13 protein-coding genes are annotated in these 17,961 nt (G+C 69.6%); 6 read left to right on the forward strand and 7 right to left on the reverse strand.

All coding sequences use genetic code 11. The annotated features are described in order from the left end of the window. Positions 1-101: 101 nt before the first annotated feature. Entirely contained in the window at positions 102-2,123 is a 2,022-nt protein-coding gene (gene gspD / locus MLG_RS12135; RefSeq protein WP_011630134.1) for a type II secretion system secretin GspD, read from the reverse strand. Continuing rightward, positions 2,120-3,106, reverse strand: coding sequence for a type II secretion system protein GspC (gene gspC, locus MLG_RS12140; protein WP_011630135.1), 987 nt, complete (start codon positions 3,104-3,106; stop codon positions 2,120-2,122). Before gspC ends, gspD begins: the two co-directional genes overlap by 4 nt. A 137-nt stretch (positions 3,107-3,243) precedes the next feature. Here gspC and MLG_RS12145 point away from each other — a divergent pair, with 137 nt between their 5' ends. Then, the gene (locus MLG_RS12145) at positions 3,244-3,981 is read left to right on the forward strand and encodes an outer membrane protein assembly factor BamD (RefSeq protein ID WP_011630136.1); all 738 of its coding nucleotides are present in this window, start codon (positions 3,244-3,246) and stop codon (positions 3,979-3,981) included. Here the strand turns inward: MLG_RS12145 and MLG_RS12150 are convergent. Further along, positions 3,978-4,754, reverse strand: coding sequence for an alpha/beta fold hydrolase (locus tag MLG_RS12150; protein ID WP_041718061.1), 777 nt, complete (start codon positions 4,752-4,754; stop codon positions 3,978-3,980). The genes MLG_RS12145 and MLG_RS12150 overlap by 4 nt on opposite strands. A 155-nt stretch (positions 4,755-4,909) precedes the next feature. Here MLG_RS12150 and MLG_RS12155 point away from each other — a divergent pair, with 155 nt between their 5' ends. Together MLG_RS12155 and MLG_RS12160 are read left to right on the forward strand one after the other, a co-directional pair. After that, positions 4,910-6,118, forward strand: coding sequence for a helix-turn-helix transcriptional regulator (locus MLG_RS12155; protein ID WP_011630138.1), 1,209 nt, complete (start codon positions 4,910-4,912; stop codon positions 6,116-6,118). A gap of 139 nt (positions 6,119-6,257) precedes the next feature. After that, positions 6,258-8,321 carry a hypothetical protein gene (locus MLG_RS12160; RefSeq protein ID WP_011630139.1) on the forward strand — a complete coding sequence of 688 codons (2,064 nt, stop codon included), beginning with the start codon at positions 6,258-6,260 and terminating at the stop codon, positions 8,319-8,321. 75 nt (positions 8,322-8,396) lie between these two features. On the opposite strand, the gene MLG_RS12165 is transcribed toward MLG_RS12160, so the two are convergent. Together MLG_RS12165 and MLG_RS12170 are read right to left on the reverse strand one after the other, a co-directional pair. After that, a complete protein-coding gene (locus tag MLG_RS12165) occupies positions 8,397-10,877 on the reverse strand; it encodes an ABC transporter permease (protein WP_011630140.1) in 2,481 nt (826 codons plus the stop codon). After that, positions 10,874-11,512, reverse strand: a complete 639-nt coding sequence (locus MLG_RS12170) for an ABC transporter ATP-binding protein (protein WP_049753683.1) — start codon at positions 11,510-11,512, stop codon at positions 10,874-10,876. The genes MLG_RS12165 and MLG_RS12170 overlap by 4 nt, the downstream gene beginning before the upstream one ends. Positions 11,513-11,606: 94 nt before the next feature. Here MLG_RS12170 and MLG_RS12175 point away from each other — a divergent pair, with 94 nt between their 5' ends. After that, positions 11,607-12,221 carry an arylesterase gene (locus tag MLG_RS12175; protein WP_011630142.1) on the forward strand — a complete coding sequence of 205 codons (615 nt, stop codon included), beginning with the start codon at positions 11,607-11,609 and terminating at the stop codon, positions 12,219-12,221. A gap of 256 nt (positions 12,222-12,477) precedes the next feature. On the opposite strand, the gene MLG_RS12185 is transcribed toward MLG_RS12175, so the two are convergent. Next, positions 12,478-13,476, reverse strand: a complete 999-nt coding sequence (locus MLG_RS12185) for a recombination-associated protein RdgC (protein WP_011630143.1) — start codon at positions 13,474-13,476, stop codon at positions 12,478-12,480. 730 nt (positions 13,477-14,206) lie between these two features. Further along, a complete protein-coding gene (locus MLG_RS12190) occupies positions 14,207-14,689 on the reverse strand; it encodes a TspO/MBR family protein (RefSeq protein ID WP_041718063.1) in 483 nt (160 codons plus the stop codon). A gap of 782 nt (positions 14,690-15,471) precedes the next feature. Here MLG_RS12190 and MLG_RS12195 point away from each other — a divergent pair. Then, positions 15,472-16,989 carry a fumarate hydratase gene (locus MLG_RS12195; RefSeq protein WP_011630145.1) on the forward strand — a complete coding sequence of 506 codons (1,518 nt, stop codon included), beginning with the start codon at positions 15,472-15,474 and terminating at the stop codon, positions 16,987-16,989. Between the two features lie 147 nt (positions 16,990-17,136). Continuing rightward, positions 17,137-17,928: a DUF2189 domain-containing protein gene (locus MLG_RS12200; RefSeq protein ID WP_011630146.1), complete on the forward strand. Its 792-nt coding sequence runs from the start codon at positions 17,137-17,139 to the stop codon at positions 17,926-17,928. Positions 17,929-17,961 lie beyond the last annotated feature (33 nt).

Consider the following 17,961-nt stretch of genomic DNA (forward strand, 5'->3'; position numbering starts at 1 on the left):
TTGCCGCGGTGCCACCCAGGGCTCGGCCGGCGTCTCAGGGCGCCGGCCGTTTTTTTTGACGGAGCGCGGTGAGCCGGTACGGCCGCCGGCCCACCGCCGGTTCAGTCCAGAAAACCCTGGCGCGAGGGGGGCGGCAGGGCGCCCCGCGAACGGCCGGTGGGGCCGGTGCTTTCCGGCCGGTCGTCGTAGGCGGGCGGCAACGACATGAACTGCTCCGATTCGGCCAGCACCGGCGCGGCATCATCGGGCATCAGCGGCACGCCCTCGTCGCGAAAGCGCTGCTGCATGGCGCGCATGCGGTTGTAGGGCTCGGCGGTCGCGCGCTCCTGCGCGGCGGTATCGCGGATGATCACCGGGCGCAGGAAGACCATCAGATTGCGCTTCTCAACCTGGCTGCGGTCGTAGCGGAACAACCGCCCCAGACCCGGCAGGTTGCCCAACAGCGGTACCGCTTGGCTGCGGGTGCGTAGCTGGTCGTCGATCAGCCCGCCCAGGACCACCATCTGCCCGTTCTCCACCATCACGCTGGTCCGCACGCTGCGCAAGTCGGTGACCAGGTCCGCCGCCCCCTGAATGCCGCCGCTGACGCTGGAGACCTCCTGTTCGATCTCCAGCTTCAGGGTGTCGCCCTCGTTGATCTGCGGCCGGATGCGCAGTTGCACGCCCACGTCCTGACGCTGGATGCTGCTGAAGGCCTGGCCGGAGTCCTCAATGGCCCGGCCGGTGATGAAGGGGACATTCTGGCCGACGACGATCTCGGCCTCCTCGTTGTCCATGGTCATCAGCGAGGGGGTGGAGAGGATGTTGCTGGCGCTGTCACCGGACAGGGCGCGGATCAGCGCCGCCACCTGGGTCGAGCCCCGCAGGTCGCCGACGCCGATGGCGGCGCCGTCGCCGACCTGCGGCAGGTCGGCGGTGCTGCCGTCGGAAATGGCCCCGGCAGCCCGGATGACGTCGGCGATACCGCCACCGGCGCCGGCGGCCCCTCCGAAGTTGATCAGCCCGACGCCGCGGTCCTCGGACAGCACCCCCCATTGCACCCCCAGCTCTTCCACCCGGTCCTGGGAGACCTCGGCGATCACCGCCTCCACCAGCACCTGGGCGCGACGGATATCGAGCCGGTTCAGCACCGAGCGCAGCGAGCGCAGCACGTCCGCCGGCCCGTTCATGACCAGGGCGTTGGTGCTGGAATGGGCGCGGATGTCCAGCCCCTGGCCACCGGCGTCGTTGCCCCCCCGACTCTCCAACAGGCTGGTGCCGATGCCCTCCAGTACCGGCACCAGCTCCTCGGCATCGGCAAAGCGAAGATAGACCACCTGTGCCGTGCCCTCGGCGGCCACCTCACTGTCAATCTGGCCGATCAGGGCGCGCACCAGCAGGCGGCGCTGGCGGTCGCCGGCGATCATCACACTGTTGGCCCGCTCATCGGCCACCACCCGCAGGCGGCGCCCCTCGCGCTCCTCGTCCTCCAGCTCGCGTACCATGCGCACCACTTCGCTGGCGGCGGCGTGCTCGAGCTGGATAACCTCGATCTCGCCCTCGGTGTCCCGGTCCACCCGGCCGATCAACACCTCGAGCCGGTCCACGTTGGCGGCGGTGTCGGAGATGATGAGACTGTTGGCCGGGCTGTAGGCGGCCAGGTGGCCGTCCTGGGGCACCAGCGGGCGCAGCACCGGCACCAGCTCCGCGGCGTTGACGTGGTCCACCCGGATGACCCGGGTGACCGCCTGGTCCCCCAGGCTTCGGGTGGTATCACCATCACTGGGGATACGGTCCTGGCGGGCCTGGGCACGGGGGATGATGCGCACCGCCTCGGGGGTGGGCACGGCGGCAAAGCCGTGGATCTTGAGCGCCGAGAGGAAGACCTGATAGAGGCCGTCAGCGTCCACCGGGGTCTGCGAGACGATGGTGACATCGCCCCGCACCCGCGGGTCGACGATGAAGTTGACCCCGGTCTCCTGGGAGACCAGTGCCACCACCTCGCGCAGGTCCGCATCCTGGAAGTTGAGGGTGATCCCCTCGTCCTCTTCGGCCAGTACCGGCCCGCAGAGCAGCAGCCCCACCAGCAGCACGCCGGCCCCGCAGCCGAGCCAGCGCCGCGCCCCCGCTATCAGCTGAATCATTGCAGCTCCACTATCACGGTTTCCATCCGCCCGTCCCGGCGGACATCCAGGGTTATCCGGTCGGCGGTCGCCAGGCTGCCCATGAGTTCCCCCATCCGCGCCGGGTTATCCAGACCCACGCCGTTGACCGCCGTCACCACGTCATCATCCCGCAGTCCGGCCTGACGGAACAGCGCCTGGTGCTGGACGGGCTGCAGCCGGTAGCCCTGCAGTCGTCCGCCCTCCATCACCGGCCGGACGTTGACGATATCCCACAGCCGTTCCGGGTTGCGCGTGAGTTCACCGCGCAGGTCGGACAGGGCCTCGCGGTCCACATCGCCCCGCGCGGCCGCCGGGAGCACCCGGGCGGCATCCGACCCACGCCCGGCCTGGGTCCCGGGCACATCGAAGTCGGCGCTCGCGAGCAGTTCGGCCACTTTCCGGGGCAGGCGCAGCAGCTCGTGGCGGCCGTCACGGCGCAGCACCACCCGGTCGGTGTGGACCTGGACCAGGGTGGCGCCACCCGGCACCTCGTCCGATACCCGGAAGACCTCAGTGCGGCCCCGGCTGGCGATCAGCGCCGCGCCCTGGCCCTGGCCGCCACGGGCCAGCACCCCTTTCAGCTCCAGGTTGAGCCGGGTCTCCGGGAGTTCCTCGGTGGCCAGGACGGCGTCCAGCTCGTCGTCGTCCTCGGCCTGCCCCAACAGGTGCAGGCGGGCCACCGCCGCCAGGCGCGTCTCGCCGGCATCGGCCTCATCGCCGCCAGGCGCGGCAGGCTCCTCCGGCCCGGACCACGCCGCGGCAGGCACCTCCTGGGCCGGGCCGTAACCGAGCAGCCACCAGGTCAGGCGGGCACCCCCCTGCGCCAGCAGAATCACCAGCAGCACCGCCAGCAGCCAGCGCAGCCAGTGCCCGCCACGCCCGGTCAGCAGGCCGCCGGCAAAGGCGCCCAACCGCTCGACCCCGGCAATACCCAGCCCTCTGTATCCTGATTCGGCCGCCATGATCACCTCGGTGAATGAGTCCGCAGCATACCGGATGACCGGCAGGCCTTGAAGGGACCTGACACGCGTCGCATCGGGGCCATGAACATGCTGTAATAGGCGGCGTTCATCCTGGGCGACTCTCGGAGTGTTTCACGATGCTGTGGCGTACCTCCCCGGTACTGGTTCTCCTGTTACTGGTGCTTTCCGGCTGTGCCACCACTTCAGGGCCGGACGACCGCCGCGCCGGTACCGCGGCGGAGCAGTACCGTGCGGGGGTGGCGGCACTGGACGAGGACGACCGGGCGGCCGCGCGCGAGCGCTTCGAGGCGCTGATCGAACGCCACGCCACCAGCCGCCACGCCGGCCAGGCCCGGGCGGAACTGGCCTGGCTGCATTACCGCGCCGGCGAGTTGGACGCCGCCCGGGAGCAGGCCTCCCGCATGGCGGAGACCCACCCGGACCACCCCAGTCTGCCCTACGCGCTGTATGTCGCGGCCATGGCCGCGGAGCAACAGTGGGAGGACAGCCTGGCACGGGGTGAGCCGGATCAGCGGCTGGCCCGCCGCGCCTTTGCCGATTACCGGGCCGTGGTGGACCTGGATGCGGAGGACCGCCACGCCGGTCTGGCCCTGGAGGCGATGAGCGCACTGCGCGAGGCCATCGCCCGCCACGAGCTGGACCTGGCCCGGACCCGGCTGGAGGATGGGGCGGCAGACGAGGCGCTGGACCGCGCCCGCTACGTGGGTGAGCACTACCCCCGTTCCGAGACGTTGGGCGATGCCATGGCGCTGCAGATCAATGCGCTGGAATCCCTGGGGGAGCAGGACAAGGCCGGCGAAGTGCGCCGGATGCTGCGCCTGCATCAACCGGACCATCCGGCGGTGCAGGATTAGCCCACCCCGCTGAGGTGATCCAGCACCCGGGACATCGCCGGGTTGAAGCGCGCGGGGTCCTCCATCTGCAGGAAATGCCCGCACCCTGCCAGGCGCTGCTCCTCAATCCGACCGGCCCAGCGCGCGCGGGCGCTCTCCGGGATCAGGTCACCGTTAATGGCGTGCACCGGGCATTCCACCCGCTCCAGCACCGGCGCCGGATCCCAGGCCAGCAGTGCCTGCCAGGCCGGGAGCACGGCGGCCACATCCACCGCGCTCATCTCCCGGCTCAGGCGTGCCTTCAGGCTCGCCGGCGTCCCGGCGGTGCTGGTCTGCTCCAGCAGCCCCTGGATCGCGGCGGGAAAGTCCGCCGCGAAGGGCGCGTAGATGGCCTGCCGGGTGGCGGCATCCAACCCGCCATAGTCGATCACGAAGGTGTCCACCAGCAGCACGCCGGCGACCCGGTCGGGTCGCCGGGCAGCCAGTTCCAGGGCCACCGCACCGCCCATGGAGTGCCCCATCACCACAACGCCCTGCAGGTCCCTCTCCAGCACCAGGGTCTCCAGGTCCTCGGCGTAGCGCGCCGGTGAGCGCGGCTCCACGGGCCTGTCGGAACACCCGTGCCCGGGCAGGTCCGGCAACACTACCCGGTGACGGCCTGCCAGGGCGTCCAACTGATCCGCCCAATAGTCCGACCGGCAGGACCAGCCGTGCACCGCCAGTACCGTCGGGTCGGGGCCGTCGACCCAGCCATGGCGCATCACCGCGCCGTCTGCGCACAGGGTCTCACCCATATTAGTGAACTGCTTCACAGCCAAGCCCTCTCCAAGGGTGCCGGAAAATCCGTACAGCGCTACTCTGTTTGTGGGAAGACTAGACCAGCGTCGCGAAAATGGCAGTGGCGAACCGGCATTGCGGCGCATTCCGGAGCCGGAGGGGGAGTGGGGCGTTGAGTTCGCAATGGGTTAAGGTGAAGGGGCGGTGCCTGTCCACGCTGGATGACCTGGTCGAGACCCTCTACACCGCCGCCGCCTCGTCCCTGGGCTGGGATGAGTTCTTGCAGGCGGTGGTACGGGCCAGCGATTCGCGCTCGGCACGCATGCTGATCCTGAACGCGGACGCCGACCAGGTGACCAGCAGTATCCAGTGGCAGATTGACCCCGGCTATCACCAGCGCTACGTCGATTATTACGTCAATGCCTGCCCCTGGCGCCCCGAATTGCGCCAGAAACCCCCCGGCCGCCTCTACTCCACCTACACCGACTTCAGTTGCCCTCAGCCCGATTATTATCGCACCGAGTTTTTCAACGACTGGGCCGGCCCACAGGACATTCACCATGGCGCCTGCGGCACCTTTTATCGGGACGGCGACCAGACCCTGCAACTGCTGGTGCAGCGCACCCGGCGCCAGGGCCCCTATCTGGCACAGGACATGCGCCTACTCAACGATCTGATCCCGCACCTGCAACGGGCGGTGCTGATACAGCGCCAGATCGTCGCCTGCGAAGGACTGCACCGATCGGTCTCGGCCGCGGCCCGGCTGGCACCGCTGCCCTTTGTGCTGTTCAATGAGCAGGGGCGGGTGGTGCACCTGGAACCCACCGCCGAGGCCCTGATCGACAACGATCCACGCCTGCAGCTCCACCAGGCCCGGTTGACCCTGACCGTGCCCTGCCAGGGGCCACACCTTTCCCACCTGATCCGGCAGGCCATCCGTGCCGCCCTGGGCCATACCTGGTCCGCCGCCGGTGGCCTGCTCCGGCTGGATGCCCAGGGCAAGCAGCCGCTGAACCTGCTGGTGGCACCGTTACCCCCGGAAGCACGCCCCTTTCACCTCTGCCCCTACCCCGCTCACGCCGCACTCTTTCTGCATGACCCGGCACAGACCCGTCAGGTGGACCAGGGGTTGCTGGCGGAGCTCCATGGATTGACCGAGGCCGAGGCCCGGGTGGCGGCCGAGCTGGTGACCGGCGCCTCGCCAGGCCAGGTGGCGGAGCTGTTGGGCGTAACCGACCACACCGTGCGCACCCAGCTCAAGTCGGTCTTTCGCAAGATGCGCGTCTCCCGGCAGGCCGATCTCGTCCGGGCGGTGCTCACCGGCCCCGCCTACCGCTGCGCGCTCGGCCTGCCGGGTTTCTCCCTGGTACCTCGCCACTGAATCGCTTCCCCATTCCGGTCACACCCGGGTTTCACCCATTTGGGTGATGCCGCCGGGTCGCCGGGCCCGCTATAAGCCCGGGACACGGCAACAGCGGGTGTGCCGTGGACCATCCGTGGTTGAATCGAGGGGAGAGACCATGAAACGGCTATTACTGATCGCGCTCACCCTGTTGCTGAGCCTGGCCCTGGCCGGTTGCTTCAGCAGCAGCAGTAGCAGCAATGGAACGGACACGGACAACGGGGCCCCGGAGAACGGGGAGATCGACAACGGCGTACCGGGTGAGGATGAGAACGGCGACGCGGACATTGACGAGATTTCCGGCGAGGCGCTGATCGGTGCCGACTGGGCCACCGTCGGCGCCACCGCACGGATCGATGACGACAGGCTGGTGGCGGCCCAGACCAATGGCTTGGTCCCGGTGGCAGGCGGCACCGTCCAGCTCATCGAACTGAACGACAATGGCGAACCGGTGAGAACGGAGGGTGACGCTGGTGAGGTGGTGGTGCTCGCCGAAGCCTCCATCAGTGAAACCGGCAACTACTCCATCGCCCTGCCGGATGATGTGGCACTGGGGGCCAATATGGCCCTGCGTTTCCAGGTCCCGGAAAGCGATCAGTACCTCCGGGCCGCAACCACCGGCGCAGAGGTGGAGATCAGCCCGGTCTCGGAGTACGTGCTGCGCCGCCTGGCGGAGCAGCGGGTGCGCCTCAGCCGCCTGGATACCGGCACCCTGCTCAACCTCACTGGCCAGGTACGGGATAACGCCACTGATTTCGGGGCCACACCGGAAAGTTGGGCGGAGACCGTGATCGAAGAGGTGGATCAGGACTTCTCGGAGGCAAAGGATGCCCGCGACATCGACATGATCGCCGGGGCGTGGCACCTGTTGGACTTCAACCTGTACGTCGGCGCCTGGAACGACGCCCCCCAGGAGGAGTTGGCCGCCGGGACCGGGTTGTTGACCCTGGATCTGAGCCCCTCCGCGGAGGACCCCCGCGACGGGGACGTGACCATAATCGATGACCTGTTCGTTTTCGGCTCACGCCGTGGTGAGTTTGTCCACACCGAAATCGCGGTGGACAGTGGACTGAACGAGGCACTGCCCGGGATCGCGCAATTGGGCGACACCGACCCCCGGCTCTTTGTCTCGGCACCCGCCGAGGTCCATTGTGATGATGACAACGGCGGGTTGATCTTCGTGTGGGGTCCGCAGGCGCTGACATTCAATCCGGCCGGCGTGCTCGGTGAGGACACCAGTCTGTTTGCCGGCAGCCTGGTGCGCACCGAGCGCATCTTCACCTTCGACACCCAGGGCAACTGTGTGGTGGACGCGGACAACCGCACCGCCACCCGGGCAGAAATGCAGGTCAACGTCCTGGCCCGGGGCGACGGCCGCGCGCTGTCCGCCGCGGAGAACGTGACCTACGGAATCGTCGGGCTTCAGGTGGAACTCCCGGAAAACGACGAGCAGCCACTGCTGCTGGGCCGCATTGGCACCTTTGCCTTCGGTGACCGGATCAACGGCGAGATAGGCGGCGATGCCCGGCTGGACGAATGGGAGGTGGAGCTGTTCGAGGGGCGGATGGAGGAAGACGCCCTGGGTTCCGAGTTCGACATCACCCTGCACGACACCGGTAGCGGGCCGCTGCGCCTGGCCTTCGAGGGCGATGACCCGCAGGACGGCCTGGACGCCACCGTGTCGGAAGATGGCGGTCTGTTCTCCATGGTCACCCTGGTCGGCGACGAGGACGAGGCCAGCCCGGGCCTGTTCCTGGGCGTCCCCTTAGGCAGCCCGAGCGACGACCCGATACCCACGGGCCGTTACGCCTGGCAGGGAGTGGATGCGGAGTTCAACGAGGGCGGTAACGTCCTGGTGGCCCGGTACCGGGGGACGATAGAAATCGCCTCCAATGGCAACGGCGGCACCCTGACCCTCGTCGAGCTGAGCGAGCGAGCAGCAGAGGTGCAGGGCGGTGCGCTGCAGTGGCGCCAGGAGGAGGAGGCCGACATCGCCTTTGATATCAGCCCGGTGGGCACCAATGGCCGGATCGTGGTGGACGCGGGAGACACCGTGATTGAGGGCTACGCCTCAGCGGATGGCGACACCGTCGTGCTGCTCCGGCGGTATGCCGGCCCTTCCCCGGAGGGTGAGCCCGAGGCCGGCTTCGGCCTGTGGATCGGCACCCGCATCGACGACTGACGTCCGTCCCGCCGGCCTTTCCCCGGCCACCACCCTCGGTGGCCGGGGCTTCCTACTCCACCGCACGCTGTCACGCTAGTCATCCGGATCGCGCAACAGCGCCATCGGCGACTGCCGGTAGTGCGCCCGCGTGGCCAGTGCCCCGGCGACCCAGACCAGCACCGCGCCCCCCGCCGCTCCCAGCATCGGCAGCCAGGGGTTGAACCGGTAGTCCAGGTCGAACAACGGCCCGGCCGCGCCCCAGCCGGCCACCCCGGCGGCCAGCCCGGCCAGCCCCCCGCTCAGCGCCCCCAGCAACAGGAACTCACCCCGCGCCATGCGCCGGATATGCGCCCGGCTGGCCCCCAGCGAGCGCATCAGCGCGGTCTCGAACCGGCGCTGGTCGCCCGTGATCTGCAGCGCCGCCAGCAGCACCAGCACGCCGGCCACCAAGGTCAGGGTGGCCATCAGCTCCACCACCCGCGAGCCCTGGCGGATGATATCGCGGGCCGCCTCCAGGATCACCCCCAGGTCCACCGGGGTGACGCTGGGGAACTGGCGGACCAGGTCGGCGATGACCCGCGCCTCGCCCTGCGGCAGGTGGAAGCTGGTGATGTAGGTGGTGGGGGCACCCGCCAACAGCCCCGGGTTGCCGATGACGAAGAAGTTCACATTGAAGCTGTCCCATTGCACCCGGCGAAGGCTGGTGACCTCCCCGCTCACCTCGCGGCCGCTGATGCGGTAGGTGAGCGTGTCGCCCACGTCGACCCCAATGCGCCGGGCGATGTCCTCCTCCACCGACCACTCGGGCCGGTCGCTGTCGCGCTCATCGAACCAGCGGCCGCGGACGACCCGGTTGTCGTCGGGCATCGCATCGGTGTGCGAGAGATTGAACTCCCGCGAGACCAGCCGCCGGGTGCGCGGCTCGGCGTACGTCTCCGGGTTGACCGCCTCACCGTTTATGCCCACCAGGCGCCCCCGGATCATCGGGTAGAGTTCAGGCCGCACGCCGGCCTCCTCCTGCAGGAAGGCCTGCAGGCTGTCCACCTCGTCGGGCTGGACGTTGATCAGGAAGTAATTGGGGGCCTGGGGGTCGACACCCCGCTCCCAGGTGGCGAGCAGGTCCTCGCGCACCACTGACAGCAGGAGCAACGCGGTCAGCCCCAGCCCCACGGCGACGATCTGCAGGGTGGCAGTGGCCGGCCGGCGCACCAGCCCGGAGAGGGTGGTGATACGGGCCCGGCGGGTCCGGCGCAGGCCGTAGACCACCGCGGCGGCGATCAACCCGAGGGCGCCCAGCCCGGCCATCACCGCCGCAAAGACCGAGACGGCCAGGCGCAGGTCGCCGCCCTGCCACCACATGAGTGCGAAGATGACCACCAGCGCCACCGGATAGGGCAGCCAGCCGCGCAGCACCCCGGCGCCGGCGTCCCGGCGCAGCACCCGCAGGGGTGGGACATCCCGCAGGCGCAGCAGGCTGGGCAGGGCGAAGCCGAGCAGCGAGGCCAACGCCACCAGGATGCCGGTCACCGCAGGCAGCGGCCCGGGGCCGGCGAGATCGTCGGGCAGGTAGTCGGCGAGCAGTTCCACCATGCCCAGGTGCAGGCCGTAACCCAACACGGTACCCACCAGCCCCGCCAGCAGCCCCAGCCAGAGCAGCTTCCAAGCGAGGATGGCGGTGACCTGGCGCTGGGTGGCCCCCAGACAGCGCATGATGGCAATACGGTCGATCTGCCGGCCGGCGTAGTGGCGCACGGTGAGCAGGATGGCCACCCCCGCCACCACCACGGTGAGCAGCGCGGCCAGCCCGAGGAAGCGCTGGGCCTGCTCCATGACCGAGCTCAGGGCCGGGTCGCCCTCTCCCGGGGCCTGGATTTCCGCCCCCGGGGCGTGATCGGTGAGCCACGCCTCGTAGCGGGAGAGATCCGCCGGTGCGCCCGCCAGCATGAGCCGGTAGCGGATGCGGCTGCCCTCCTGGACAAGGCCGGTCGCTTCCAGGTCCTCCCAGTGGATCAGCACCCGCGGAGCCAGGTTGAAGAAGCCACCGCCACGATCCGGCTCCAGGGCGATCAGCCGCTCTGCCCGGAACGCCCGGGCGCCCACTTCCAGGGTATCGCCCAGGCTCATTTCCAGGAGCGGCAGCAGGCGTGGCGCGACCCAGGCAGTGCCAGGCGCCGGCGGCTGCCGCACTGCGCTCTGCGGGCCATCGGGCCGGTCCCGCAGTTGCAGGCTGCCGCGCAGCGGGTAACCCGACTCCACCGCCTTCAGGGAGACCAGTTGGGTGTGGTCGTCGGCCAGGACCACGCTGGGGAACTCGGCGCTGCGCACCACCCGCAACCCGTGTTCGCGGGCCTGCTCCACCCACTCCAGCGGGATGGGCTCGTTGCTGCGCACCACCCGGTCGCCGCCCAGCAGTTCCGCGGCCCGGGCGTCGGTGGCCTGGGCCACCCGGTCGGCCAGCCAGGCCACCCCGGAGACGGCCGCCACGGCGATGATCACCGCCGCCAGCAGCAGGCGCAGCTCGCCGGCACGGGCGTCGCGCCAGAGCAGGCGCAGGGCCTGGCGCCAGGGTTTCATCCGGCCTCCAGCCGGCCGTCGGCCAGGTTAAGCATCCGGTCACAGCGCCCGCCCACCGCCGGGTCGTGGGTGACCAGCACCAGGGTGGTGCCCTGCTCCTCGTTCAGCCGGAAGAGCAGATCGGCCACCTGCTCGCCGGTGCGGCGGTCCAGGTTGCCGGTGGGCTCGTCGCCCATCAGCACGCTGGGCCCGGTCACCAGGGCACGGGCGATGGCCACCCGCTGCTGCTCGCCGCCGGAGAGCTGGCGGGGGTAGTGGTGCAGCCGCCCGCCCAGGCCCACCCGCCGCAGGGCCTCCTCGGCCCGCGCCCCGGCCCGGACGCCACCGGCGAGTTCCAGCGGCAGCATGACGTTCTCCAGGGCGTTGAGCCCGCCCAGGAGGTGAAAAGCCTGGAAGACGAAGCCCAGGTGTTCACCGCGCACCCGGGCCCGTTGGTCCTCGTCCAGCGCGGTGAGTTCATTGCCCGCCAGCCAGACCCGACCGGCGGTGGGCACATCCAGCCCCGCGAGCAGTCCAAGGAGGGTGGACTTGCCTGAACCGGAGGCGCCCAGGATGGCCACGGAGCGCCCCCGGGGAATGCTAAGATCGACCCCGTCGAACAGCCGGATCTCACCGTCCGGGCCGGAAAAGCGCATGCTCAGGCCCTCGGTGCGCAAAACCGGCGTGCCGGCGCTCGCGCTGCCGGCCCCGGGGTCGGCCGTGTCGCTGGCCAGAATGGAGGTTTCCGTCATGCTGCTGCGTCTCCTGCTGATTGTCCTGTTACTGGGCACGGCCACCGCCTCGCCGGCGGAGGAAGCCCCGCGCATCGCGGTGCTCGGCGACAGCCTGAGCGCCGCCTACGGCCTGGAGCGCGAGCGTGAGGGCTGGGTGACGCTGCTGCAGGACCGACTGACAGCCGAGGGCCACCCGCATCAGGTTATCAATGCTGCCACCAGCGGCGATACGACCCGCCAGGCCCTCAACCGGCTCGCCCCCCTGCTGGAGGCGCACAGCCCCGAAGTGCTGGTGGTGCAACTGGGCGGCAACGACGGCCTGCGCGCCCTGCCCCCGGCGGAGACACGGCGCAACCTGTCGGCCATTATCGAGATGGGACAGTCGGCGGGGGCAGAGGTTCTGCTCGTGGGTATACGGCTGCCGCCCAATTACGGGCCGGCCTATAACCAACGCTTCGAGGCCCTGTTCCATGAACTGGCCGAGGACTACGACGTGCCGCTGGTCCCCTTCCTGCTGGAAGGTATCGCCACCGATGATGCCCTGATGCAGGACGACCGCATCCACCCCAACGCCAAGGCCCAGCCGAAGATGCTGGAGTTGGTGTGGCCGGAGCTGGTGCCGTTGCTCTGACCGGCCCGGGATTGCCGTCACAGGCACCCCGACATGGACTGCCGCGCCCCTGCGGGGGCGCGAATCAGCGAGGAACGGGGCACCCCCGTCATCGCGAGGGCCGAAGGCCCGTGGCGATCCAGAGGGGTAGACTGCCGCGTCGGCTTCGCCTCCTCGCAGTGACGGTGGGGGTGTCCCTCCCCGCCGTGACGGTGGGGCCCACCACCCCCGTCATCGCGAGGAGCGCAGCGACGCGGCGATCCAGGCGGCTGCAGAGCTAGGCGCGAGGCGTGGCGCTACCGGTGATGCCGTCCTCGCTGGCCAGGGTGGCCTCTTCGTCCGGAGACGAGGGGCGGTCCTCTTCCGCCGGCCCCTGCCGTTCACCACCGAACAGTTCCATCAGCCGCGGGTAGAACCGCTGCAGCTCGAGGCTCATCAGGGAGAAGTCCACGTCCAGGCGCTCTTCCGGGGTCTCGGCCTCCTCCTCGGCGGCCTGCTCCTGCACCATGTCCAGAAACTTCAGGCGCTTGACCACCAGGCCGGCGTCCAGCACGCAGGAGAGGCGCTCGCCCCAGGTCAGGGCCAGGGTGCGCACCCGCTTGCCCGCCTGGATGTGGGCGCGCATCTCCTCGGCCACCAGGTCCTGGCGCTTGACCCGCACCTCGCAGCCCTCGGCGCGGGGGTCCTCCAGCACCGCCTCCTCGCCCAGCTCGACGTCACCGGGGATATCGTCCTCGGCCAGCCAGCGGGTCATCACCGCCTGCGGGCTTTCCTTCGTCTCCGGCAGGGCCACCGGCAGGGTGCCCAGGGCCTCGCGCAGGTGCTCGACGAAGTCCTCGGCGGCACGGGCGCTGGCGGTGTCCACCACCAGCCAGCCGTCGCGGGCGTCAATGTAGCCCCAGGTGCGGCGGTGGCGGCTGAAGGCACGGGGCAGCAGGTCGAGGATCACCTCCTCCTTGAGCTGGTCCTTCTCGCGCCGGCGCACCTTACGGCTCTCCTTGTGCTCGATCTCGCCGACCTTCTCGTCCAGGGCGTCGCGGATGACCGAGGCGGGCAGGAGTTTGCTCTCCTCGTGCAGGCAGAGCAGGTGGAAATTGCCGACGGAGTGGGTCAACGGCGCATCCGGCCGGCCCATGGGCGGCACCCACCCCACCCGCTGCATCTCGAACCGGGCGGCGGGCTCCCAGGCAAAGGCGGCCAGCGCCTCCTGCAGGCCCTCGGCCGTCTCGCGCAGGGGGGATTGGAGCTTGTAGAGGGTGAGGTTCTTGAACCACATGGCGTGTGCATCCGCTGCGAAGGGAAAGCGGGACATTATGCGAGTCGCGCTGCGACGGGACAACCAGGCGTGGCAATCCAGGCCGGCGGGTGGATCGCCACGTCGCTGCGCTCCTCGCGATGACGGGGGTGGCGCCCCCACCGTCACTGCGAGCGCGGCCCCACCCCCACCGTCACTGCGAGGAGGCGAAGCCGACGCGGCAGTCTACCGCCCTGGATCGCCACGGGCCTGCGGCCCTCTTGATGAACATGGCCAGACGCTGCGGGCGCCCCCTACCCTCACTGCGAGCGCGGACCCACCCCCACCGTCACTGCGAGGAGGCGAAGCCGACGTGGCAGTCTACCGCCCTGGATCGCCGCGGGCCTTCGGCCCTCGCGATGACGGGTGGGGCGCCCCCTCGCGATGACGACCAAAAACCCGCGGCGCTCGCCATGGCAGCTCCGCTGTTCTTCCCTGATTCGGGCCCGCGCAGCGGGGAGGGGGGCTCGCGATGACCGGGAGTGCCCCGTTCCTCGTTGATTCGGGCCCGCGCAGCGGGAGGGGGGCTCGCGATGACCGGGAGTGCCCCGTTCCTCGTTGATTCGGGCCCGCGCAGCGGGAGGGGGGCTCGCGATGACGGGGTGGTGACCCCCACCGTCACTGCGAGCCCCGAAGGGGCGCGGCAGTCCAGGCCGGCGGGTGGATCGCCGCGTCGCTGCGCTCGCGATGACGGGGGTTGGAGGCTTGCATTTCAGTTCAACCACCAGATGGCGCCATTGAGCACTGCGGCGAAGGCCACCCACAGCGCGTAAGGCACGAACAGGATGGCGGCCCAGCGATCCACCGGTGCGAATTGCCGGATGCAGGCCAGCAACACCAGAAAGAGCAGACCGATCCAGACCAGCGCCGCTCCCGGCGCCTGCAGGCCGAAGAAGATCACCGACCAGCACAGGTTCATCACCAGCTGCAGCCCCCAGAGCGCCAGCACGCCCCGCCCCTGCACCCAGCCCAGCACCCGCCACAGACGCCAGCCGGCGATGGCAATGGCCAGGTAGAGCGCCGTCCAGACCGGACCGAAGAGCCAGTCCGGGGGGTTGAACGGTGGCTTGGCCAGGTCGCGATACCAATCGTCCAGGCCGGTGGCGGTCACCGCCCCACCCAGGGAGGAGACCACCAGCACCAGGAACAGGAAGGCCAGCAGCATCGGGAAGTGGTGCCGGGGATTGGTCTGCATTGGGGTCATAGTCCGTTGCTTCAGGATTGCCTCGAAAATACCAGACCGGGGCGTGGATCGCCGCGTCGCTGCGAAAGCCGACCCGTCCCCCACCGTCATTGCGAGGGCCGCAGGCCCCGTGGTGACCCAGGGCGGTAGACTGCCACGTCGGCTTCGCCTCCTCGCAGTGACGGTGGGGGCGACCTGCCGCTTCCGGCTCAGTCAAGTTCTTCAAGAGGGCCGAAGGCTTTCCCCCGTCGTCGCGAGGGCCGAAGGCCCGTGGCGATCCAGGGCGGTAGACTGCCACGTCGGCTTCGCCTCCTCGCAGTGACGGTGGGGGCGACCTGCCGCTTCCGGCTCAGTCAAGTTCTTCAAGAGGGCCGAAGGCTTTCCCCCGTCGTCGCGAGGGCCGAAGGCCCGTGGCGATCCAGGGCGGTAGACTGCCACGTCGCTTCGCTCCTCGCAGTAACGGTGGGGGCCACTACCACCCCGTCATCGCGAGGAGCGCAGCGACGCGGCGATCCAGACGCCGGCATGGACTGCCACGCCCCTTCGGGGCTCGCAGTGACGGTGGGGATGGGACCGCGCTCGCAGTGACGGTGGGGATGGGACCGCGCTCGCAGTGACGGCGGGGGTGGCCCGCCCCTTGGCTGCACAGTCCAGTTCTTCAAGAGCCGCGCGATGACAGCCCAAGGCCCGCCAACACCATGTTGCCACGGACAAAACCCGCCGGCTGTGGTATAACCTGCCGCGCGAACACCCGACGCACAGACGACTATAAAGACACGCCCCGGAGGACGCCCATGGCTACCATCCGCCAGGATGACTTCATCCAGAGCATCGCCGATGCGCTGCAGTATATCTCCTACTACCACCCCAAGGACTTCATCGACGCCGCCCACGAGGCCTGGGAGCGGGAGGAATCGCCGGCCGCCAAGGATGCCCTGGCGCAGATCCTGATCAACTCGCGCATGTGCGCCGAGGGCCGCCGGCCCATCTGCCAGGATACCGGCATCGTCACGGTGATCCTCAAGATCGGCATGAACGTCCAGTGGGACGCCGAGATGAGTGTGGAGGACATGGTCAACGAGGGCGTGCGCCGGGCCTACAACCTGCCCGACAACAAGCTGCGCGCCTCCATCCTGGCCGACCCGGCCGGCGAGCGGAAGAACACCGGCGACAACACCCCGGCGGTGATCCACATGAGCCTGGTACCGGGGGACACCGTGGACGTGCAGGTGGCGGCCAAGGGGGGCGGCTCCGAGGCCAAGACCAAGTTCGCCATGCTCAACCCCTCCGACTCCATCGTCGACTGGGTACTGGAACAGGTGCCGAAGATGGGCGCCGGCTGGTGCCCGCCGGGCATCCTGGGCATCGGCATCGGCGGTACCGCGGACAAGGCGATGCTGATGGCCAAGGAGGCCTGCATGGAGTCCATCGACATCCACGAGCTGAAGGCCCGCGGCCCACGGAACACCGCCGAGGAACTGCGTCTGGAGCTGTTCGACAAGGTCAACGAGCTGGGCATCGGCGCCCAGGGCCTGGGCGGGCTGACCACGGTGCTGGATATCAAGATCCGCGACTACCCCACCCACGCGGCCAACAAGCCCGTGGCGATGATCCCCAACTGCGCGGCCACCCGCCACGCCCACTTCGTGCTGGACGGCTCCGGGGTGGCGGACCTGCCGGCGCCCAAGCTGGAGGATTGGCCGCAGGTGGCCCGCGAGGGCGGCGGCGACGTCAAGCGGGTCAACCTCGACGAGGTGACCACCGAGGAGGCGCGAAGCTGGAAGCCGGGTGACACCCTGCTGGTCTCCGGCACCATCCTCACCGGCCGCGATGCCGCCCACAAGCGCATGACCGACATGCTGAGCCGGGGAGAAGAGCTGCCGGTGGACCTGAAGGGCAAGTTCATCTACTACGTGGGCCCGGTGGACCCGGTGCGCGACGAGCCCGTGGGCCCGGCCGGCCCCACCACCGCCACCCGGATGGACAAGTTCACCGATCAGATGCTGGCCGAGACCGGCCTGATGGGCATGATCGGCAAGGCCGAGCGCGGCCCCGAGGCGGTGGCGGCCATCCGTAAGCACGGCGCGGTCTACCTGATCGCCGTGGGCGGTGCCGCCTACCTGGTCTCCAAGGCCATCCGCAAGGCCCGGGTGGTGGCCTTCGAGGACCTGGGCATGGAGGCCATCCACGAATTTGAGGTGGAGGACATGCCGGTGACGGTGGCGGTGGACAGCCGTGGCGAATCGGTGCACGAAGCCGGCCCCCGCGAGTGGCAGGCCCGGATCAAGGGCATCCCCGTCACCGAGGCCTGAGTGCGTGCCGCCCGGCACGACCGGGCGGCATCCGCCTTCCCCCTGCGGCCCCGCTCGGAGCCGATGATGGACATTTGCCCTGGATCAAGCTTTCCGGCACTGCTATAGGTGTCATTGACGCTCAGCGCCGATTACAGGGGAATGGCCATGACCGACACACCCTCACCGCCGCGGCCGCCGGAGGAGCTGCCCATGCTGGCGCCGTGCCACGACGTCGCGGCCGACGCCCCCTTGCGCTGGATGCAGCGCGGCTGGGCGGATCTGCGGGCGGCACCCCGCCAGAGCCTGCTCTTCGGGGTGATGACGGTGGTGCTGAGCTACCTGGTCACCGCAGCCACCTGGGTGTACGGCAACATCGGGCTCTACCTCGGTCTGGTCTCCGGGTTCGTGTTCGTGGCACCGTTGTTGGCGCTCACCGTGTACGCCATCAGCCTGCAGCTCGAGCGGGGGCGCCCCCCGTCCCTGCGGCGCAGCCTGCGCAGTGCCGTGCAGTCGCTGCGGGGTGCGATGTTCTTCGCCGTGATCCTGGTGATAGTGCTGCTGGTCTGGGCGCGGGCGGCGAATACCCTGTACATCTTCTTCCCTGACACCGCCGACCCGGCCCTCGCCGATCTAGTGCTCTTTCTGGGCATCGGCAGCGTGGTGGGGGCGCTGTTCAGTCTGGTGGTCTTCGCGGCCAGCGCCTTTTCGCTGCCGATGCTGGTGGAGCGCCGAACCGACGCCATCACCGCGGTGGTGACCAGCGTCAACGCGGTGCTGCGGAACAAGCGGACCATGCTGGTCTGGGCGCTGATGATCGCCGCCTGCGTGGCGGTGGCCATCGTCACCGCCTGGCTGGCCTTTGTGGTGCTGATGCCGCTGCTGGGGCACGCCACCTGGCACGCCTACCGCGAGACCATCGACGCCTCGGAGTGGCCGTTGCTGGAGCAGGAGGCGTAGGGCGGCACCAGGTCAACCGTCACCGCGAGGTTT

Source organism: Alkalilimnicola ehrlichii MLHE-1 (assembly GCF_000014785.1).
In the GTDB taxonomy this organism is placed as follows: domain Bacteria; phylum Pseudomonadota; class Gammaproteobacteria; order Nitrococcales; family Halorhodospiraceae; genus Alkalilimnicola; species Alkalilimnicola ehrlichii.